Source organism: Arthrobacter sp. Soil_N43 (assembly GCF_057655195.1).
This window is the reverse complement of the sequence record NZ_JBDGML010000010.1, coordinates 1-5,984: the sequence shown is the minus strand read 5'-3', so window position 1 is coordinate 5,984 and position 5,984 is coordinate 1. Positions and strand designations below refer to the sequence as shown.

Annotated in this window: 8 protein-coding genes; 2 read left to right on the top strand and 6 right to left on the bottom strand. The window is 66.2% G+C overall.

What is annotated here, in order from left to right:
• Window positions 1–739 (bottom strand): translation initiation factor IF-3 (gene infC, locus AC3A3W_RS00255; RefSeq protein WP_487439891.1); only part of this gene is annotated, 739 nt, incomplete at its 3' end.
• A gap of 381 nt (window positions 740–1,120) precedes the next feature.
• Here infC and AC3A3W_RS00250 point away from each other — a divergent pair.
• Together AC3A3W_RS00250 and AC3A3W_RS00245 are read left to right on the top strand one after the other, a co-directional pair.
• Entirely contained in the window at window positions 1,121–1,507 is a 387-nt protein-coding gene (locus tag AC3A3W_RS00250; RefSeq protein WP_487439890.1) for a DUF1844 domain-containing protein, read from the top strand.
• Window positions 1,508–1,853: 346 nt separating this feature from the next.
• Complete coding sequence (locus tag AC3A3W_RS00245; RefSeq protein WP_487439889.1) at window positions 1,854–2,312, top strand: hypothetical protein; 459 nt, start codon at window positions 1,854–1,856, stop codon at window positions 2,310–2,312.
• A 46-nt stretch (window positions 2,313–2,358) separates the two neighbouring features.
• Here AC3A3W_RS00245 and AC3A3W_RS00240 read toward each other — a convergent pair whose 3' ends face one another.
• From AC3A3W_RS00240 to AC3A3W_RS00220, 5 genes are all read right to left on the bottom strand, one after another.
• A complete protein-coding gene (locus tag AC3A3W_RS00240; protein ID WP_487439888.1) occupies window positions 2,359–3,684 on the bottom strand; it encodes an MFS transporter in 1,326 nt (441 codons plus the stop codon).
• A 60-nt stretch (window positions 3,685–3,744) separates the two neighbouring features.
• Entirely contained in the window at window positions 3,745–4,653 is a 909-nt protein-coding gene (locus AC3A3W_RS00235) for an SseB family protein (RefSeq protein WP_487439887.1), read from the bottom strand.
• Between the two features lie 9 nt (window positions 4,654–4,662).
• Complete coding sequence (gene priA / locus AC3A3W_RS00230; protein WP_215050672.1) at window positions 4,663–5,409, bottom strand: bifunctional 1-(5-phosphoribosyl)-5-((5-phosphoribosylamino)methylideneamino)imidazole-4-carboxamide isomerase/phosphoribosylanthranilate isomerase PriA; 747 nt, start codon at window positions 5,407–5,409, stop codon at window positions 4,663–4,665.
• A gap of 85 nt (window positions 5,410–5,494) precedes the next feature.
• A complete protein-coding gene (locus AC3A3W_RS00225; RefSeq protein ID WP_487439886.1) occupies window positions 5,495–5,653 on the bottom strand; it encodes a hypothetical protein in 159 nt (52 codons plus the stop codon).
• Window positions 5,654–5,984: glutamine amidotransferase-related protein (locus AC3A3W_RS00220; RefSeq protein WP_487439885.1), on the bottom strand; the 331-nt coding region annotated here is incomplete at its 5' end.

The window sequence follows — 5,984 nt, the reverse complement described above, 5'->3', positions numbered from 1 at the left end:
GGGCTTCCTGCTTGGGAGCTTCCTGCTTGGGTGCTTCCGCTGCTGCTGCCGGCGTTTCGACGGCAGCTTCCGGAGCAGCTGCTGCTGCCGGGGCCTCCGGCTCAGCCGGGGTGTTGACCTGGTAGCCTTCCGGCAGCAGGTCCGCGAGTGACTGGGTCAGGGGTGCCTGTTCAGCGCCCGAGGTGTCGACGCGGCCGGAGGCCTTGGCTTCGTTCTGGGCTTTGGCCTCAGCACGCTGCGTTGCCCGGCGGGCCTCTGCCTTGGCCTCAGCCTTGTTCTTCAGCGGACCAATGACCATGACCATGTTGCGGCCGTCGATGCGCGGGCTCGACTCCACAACGCCAACTTCAGCGACGTCTTCAGCGAAGCGCTGGAGCAGGCGCAGGCCCATTTCGGGGCGCTGCTGTTCGCGGCCACGGAACTGGATCATGGCCTTGACTTTGTCGCCGGCTCCGAGGAAGCGCAGGGCGTGGCCGCGCTTGGTCTCGTAGTCGTGGGTGTCGATCTTCAGGCGGAACCGGATTTCCTTGAGAACCGTGTTGGTCTGGTTCTTGCGGGCCTCACGGGCCTTGACTGCGGCTTCGTACTTGTACTTGCCGAAGTCCATCAGCTTGCACACCGGAGGCTTGGCCTGAGGTGCAACTTCAACGAGATCAAGATCGGACTCGGCAGCCAGACGCAGGGCATCCTCGATACGGACGATTCCTACCTGTTCGCCGGCAGGGCCGACCAGCCGCACCTCAGGGACGCGGATACGCTCATTGATTCTTGGCTCGCTAATGTTAAAGCTCCTGTGTTTGTGATTGGTGTTCCACCGGCAAACAGAGAAGGCCCCCAATTGCCGGAGCAATCGAAGGCCTCGAGGATCGGATGTGCATACCCGTCAGGGCTGCACGCGCTTCCGCAGGACTGTGCCTGCCGGAAACGCCCGACCTTTACCCGGCAACCTTGCTTCCCTCTGGAACTGCGAGGAAAAACGGCTGGCGCGGGTGGGAGAGAACTCCGCTTGCAAACTGAAATAGATTCTACAGAAAGATACCCGATCCCCGCACACTGCGGCGATGGGTCTCTTACACGGCAAAATAACGACATCCAGTCGGTCTGTGTCAAGCTTACCAGTATGAGCACTCCAGACAGTAATTCACACGTTTACCAGGCCCCCGGCCAGCAGCCTGATGTCTCACAGCAGGTCCGGGACATCTCCGAAGTTCCCGCGATCGAGGTCATCACCACAGCCGCTGTCCACCTCATGAGCGCCGCCGCCGTGAAGCTTGGCCTGGCCGCCGAAGAGAACGCCGAGGAGCTCAAGGACCTGGATGAGGCCCGCAAACTCATCACCGCCCTCGCGGGACTCGTGACCGCAGCTGCTCCCGAGATCGGTTCCCAGCACGCCGGGCCGTTGCGCGACGGACTGCGTTCCCTGCAGCTTGCCTTCCGGGAAGAGTCGATCATTCCCGATGCCCCGGGCAAGGGCCCCGGCGAGAAATACACCGGCGCTGTGAACTGACCCCCGGAAACAACCCGCGACGACGGCTGGCTGCCCATGAGGGACGGCCGGCCGTCGTTTCTGTTTAAGCCGTCGTTTCTGTTTAAGCCGTCGTTTCTGTTTGAGCGGGCCTGCCCTCGACGGCAGGGCAGCGGAATGAGCGGAATAGACGGAAGGATTTGGGTATTGTCACCGCACGGCAGAGTGGGTAAGCTCGGCGGCCAGCCGGCTTTCCGGCTTGAGTCTGGCTGCGTCCTGAGCAGCGCTGCCGTCAGGGGCCACGCCCCGTACACCCAGGCATCCGGCTTGCACACCGTCACCGCCTGGTCGGCCATAAGTTGCCGCCCTTCCACAAAGGCAGAACCCCATGTTAGGCACCAAAACCCGTTTCGCCGTCGTCTTAGCCGCCAGCCTCGGACTGACGGGAATCGCCGCGCCGGCTTACGCCGCCCCAGCAACGCTCGTAAGCGTAGGGCCAGGAACACTCGTCGCCGACGGCGCCGCGGTCGACGTACCGGTAACGTTCGTGTGTGACAGCGACCCCACCCGCATCATCGCCGTGCCCGTGGTGGAAGTAAACCAGAGAGTCACCGAGGGCCGGATTGCCAACGGTTTCGGAAACGCACAACTGAGCTGCACCCGGCAAAGCCAAACCGTCACCATCCGGGTCATTCCCCGCGTCATCGCGTTCGACCCCGGAGCTGCGGTGGTGTTCGTCGTCCTGCAGACCTGCAGTGCAGAGTTCCAGTGCGCGGCCGTGACCGCCAGCGAGGTCATACAGCTCACCAAGCCAGCCCAGACTCCTCCCGTCCTTCCCTCTGAATAAGCGGTTCGGAAGCACGATCCCTGACTGGAGGCGTTCGGCAGGTGCCCTATGGGCCGGCAGTCCGGCGGCGCCTGCGCTGCTGCAGGGCTATGCCGACTGCGCAGAGCAGGACGCCGCCCGCGCCGACCGACACGAAACCGCCCCACGGTCCGACGCCGTCGATAAACAGCCCCGCGAGCGGCGCGCCGAGCGCCACACCGGCGGTCAGCGCCGATCCGTACCAGCCCATCGCTTCGCCGCGCCGCGCTTCATCGACGAGGTCGGCCACCTTCTCGGATGCAGATGAAAGGACCGGCGCGCACAACAGGCCCGGGAGGAGTGAGAGCAGGCTCAAGGTCATCGTGTCGGTGGCGAACCCCATCGGGATGGTCAGGGCGGCCATGCCCGTCAGGAGAAGGATCGGTGACACGGGGCGGTGCAGGGCGCCGTAAATGAGCCCGCCAACAACCGACGCGGCGCACCAGAAGAGGAAGACCATCCCGATCTCCCCCTGGCGGCCCCCGGTTTCCAGGGCAGCCACTATACCGACGTCGGTTCCGCTCAGTACCATTCCTGCCCCGGAGGCGACCGCGAACACGGCTGCCACAGCGGGGGTGAACCACCTGAAGCTGGAAGCGACCTTGCCCTGCAGGCCGTGAATCGGCATCTTGGGGCGCCGAATGCCAGCCGACGACCGTACCAGCCCGGTGGCAGCCTCCTGACCATGGACAGGTGCAGCAGCCACTACCGCCACCCCGGCTGCCTCCTGCTGGCCCGCTCCATGGGCGTCATTTTGGGCGGTGGTCCGGGCGGCACTGCGGGTGGGCGGGTTGAACCACATGAGGAACAGCCCCGCCAGGGACGTGGCGACGCCGACGACCGTCAGGCCCAGGACGGAGTGGCCACTGGTGGCCACTACCGCTCCCGCCGCCGGCCCGATCATGAATACCATCTCCGTGCTGATGGCATCGAGGGCGAAGGCAGTCCGCCGCTGGTCGCCGTCGGCCAGCACGCCCAGCGACTGCCGCACGACGCTGAAGATGGGAAGCGTCAGCAGGCCACCCACGAACACCAGCGGCAGCAGCCACTGGTACGACACGTGGGGGACGATGGACCAGATGAGGGTCTCGGATATGACCGACGGTATCAGTGCCCTGCGCAGCCCCACGGTATCCACACGGCGGCCGCGCCAGGGGGCGCCCAGGGCAATACCGATGGTCATGACGGCGGCCGCCGTTCCGGCCGCCGCATACCCCTGCCCCAGGGTCAGCACGATGTGCAGTGTGAGCAGCACACCTGCGGCGGAATGGGGTATGCGGGCAATCATGCCGACCGCCAGGAGCCGGCGTATGGGCCTGATGGCCAGCAGCTCCCGGTACAGGGTGAAATTCACAGGTAGGTCCTTCGGTCTGCCGCCGGCCAGAATAAGGACGGACCGACCTTGGACCGGCGGTTACTCCGCGGCGCGCCTTAGTTTGATTTCGATCGAGTCAACGCGCTCACCGAACAATTCATTCCGGCTCCACTTATTCTGCAGGCCGGCGAGCAGCGACTGGACGCCGGCGGCATCCAGCCCGTCCTCCAGGTAGAGCACGACGCGCAGCTCCGGTCCGGGACCTCCACCCGAGATCCTGCGGCCGGATGCGGTCGTGGCTGCCACGCCATCTCCCGGCAGGATTTCCAGGCGCCGCACCGCGGGCGAATCCGCCGCCGCCGCGCCGAGCATGTCAGCCAGTTCGGCATCGCGGTACGCGGGAACCCACGGCTGCTGCTGGGCCAGCGACCAGACAGCCGGCCTTCTCACGACGAACGTCACGTCGGAACCGGGGTCCACCACCAGCAATTCCGCTCCCTCTGCCACAGCCGAGAGTGCCGCCCTCGCTGCGTAGACGGCAACGGGCCGGGCCTCGGGGTGCCATGCCGTCAAAGCGGCGGACGAGCTGAAGACCGGCATCGCCAGCCTGCCGTCCGGCGCTTTCAGGGTCACGAGCGCCATGTCTGCCTGCTTGTCGGCGTGCAGCCCGCCGGCGCCTTCGGCTTCCTCCGCCAGTTGAGCAACGACGGGAACGAAAACCCGTGCAGTGGCCAGCGCCGCAACAACGGCGGCTTCATCGCCACGGCCGCTAAGAAGCGCGTCAACGGCGGCGAGAAATCCGCCGTCCGCCATGCCGTCGTCGTCCTCGAAATTGTGGATCTTCCCGTCATCGCCGGCGAGGCTCCGCCCGGCCCAGGGCTGGCCGGCGGAATCCGTGGCGCCGCCCGCGCCCGCCAGGGCTGCCTCGATGTGGCCGGGAAGCCTGCGGGCATGCGGCTGGTGCGTTGCGCCGTTCCGTTCCCCGGGCGTCAGCCCCTGTCCTGCCATGGCGCCGGCCTAGCGGCGGCCGGCGACGTCGAGGGCCTCAGGCAGGGTGAACGCGCCTGCGTAGAGTGCCTTGCCGACGATCGCGCCCTCGACGCCAAGCGGCACCAGGGAGCGCAGGACCTTGAGGTCATCCAGGCTGGAAATGCCGCCGGAGGCCACCACGGGCTTTCCGGTTTTTTCCACCATCTGCCGCAGCAGTTCAACGTTGGGACCCTGGAGGGTGCCGTCCTTGGTTACGTCGGTGACGACGTAGCGGGCGCAGCCGGCTTCCTCGAGGCGGCCCAACACGTCCCAGAGGTCTCCGCCTTCCTTGGTCCAGCCACGGCCCGCGAGCGTCGTTCCCCGCACATCGAGCCCGACGGCGATCCGGTCACCGAACCGGTCGATGGCCCGCGCCGTCCACTCGGGGTTCTCCAGGGCGGCGGTCCCCAGGTTGACCCGGGCCACGCCCAGGTCCAGGGCCTTCTCGAGAGACTCGTCATCGCGCAAACCGCCGGAGAGCTCAACCTTGATGTCCAGCCGGCCCACGACTTCGCGGAGGAGTTCGGCATTGGAGCCACGGCCAAACGCGGCGTCCAAATCCACGAGATGGACCCATTCGGCGCCCTGCTGCTGCCAGTTCAGGGCAGCCTCCAGCGGTGTGCCGTAGCTCGTCTCGCTGCCGGCCTCGCCCTGGACCAGGCGTACCGCCTGGCCGTTCACGACGTCGACTGCGGGAAGCAGTTCCAGTGCCGGCAGATCGGTTTGGCTGATCATCTCGGGTCCTCAGTTCTCAGTTGGCGTTCAGTAGGGGCCGGGTGGCCGATAAGGGTTGTCCGGCAAGCAGTGACCGGTCAGCGGTTCAGGCCGCAGGCAGGGTCAGCAGGTAGGCAGCCAGCAATGACATGCCGGCCAGTGCCCAGAACGCGATCTGCGTCCAGAGCGGTTTCTTCTGCTGCCTGAAGGACAGAGCGCCGCCGGCCAGCAGGCCGGCAAGTCCCATCAGGACGATGGACCACATCTAGGCGGTCCTGCCGTGCGGGTGGCGGAGGCCGTTGACCCAGTTCCGGAGGAGCCGGGCGCCGGCGTCGCCAGACTTTTCCGGGTGGAACTGCGTGGCGCAGAGCGGCCCGTTTTCCACTGCGGCGATGAAGGGACCGCCGTGTTCGGACCATGTAACGAGCGGTGCCGCCATGCGCGGCTGCACGACATCGAAGTCCCAGGTCTGCACACCATAGGAGTGCACAAAATAGAAGCGATCGTTTTCCACGCCTTGGAAGAGCTTGGAGCCCTCGGGAACCTTGACCGTGTTCCATCCCATGTGCGGAACGACGTCCGCCGGGAGGAGTTCT

Bases quoted from the DNA above. Each gene is read 5' to 3' on its own strand.
- AC3A3W_RS00250 (WP_487439890.1), top strand. From the start codon at position 1,121: ATGAGCACTCCAGACAGTAATTCACACGTTTACCAGGCCCCCGGCCAG.
- AC3A3W_RS00245 (WP_487439889.1), top strand. From the start codon at position 1,854: ATGTTAGGCACCAAAACCCGTTTCGCCGTCGTCTTAGCCGCCAGCCTC.
- AC3A3W_RS00235 (WP_487439887.1), bottom strand. From the start codon at position 4,653: ATGGCAGGACAGGGGCTGACGCCCGGGGAACGGAACGGCGCAACGCAC.
- priA (WP_215050672.1), bottom strand. From the start codon at position 5,409: ATGATCAGCCAAACCGATCTGCCGGCACTGGAACTGCTTCCCGCAGTC.
- AC3A3W_RS00225 (WP_487439886.1), bottom strand. From the start codon at position 5,653: ATGTGGTCCATCGTCCTGATGGGACTTGCCGGCCTGCTGGCCGGCGGC.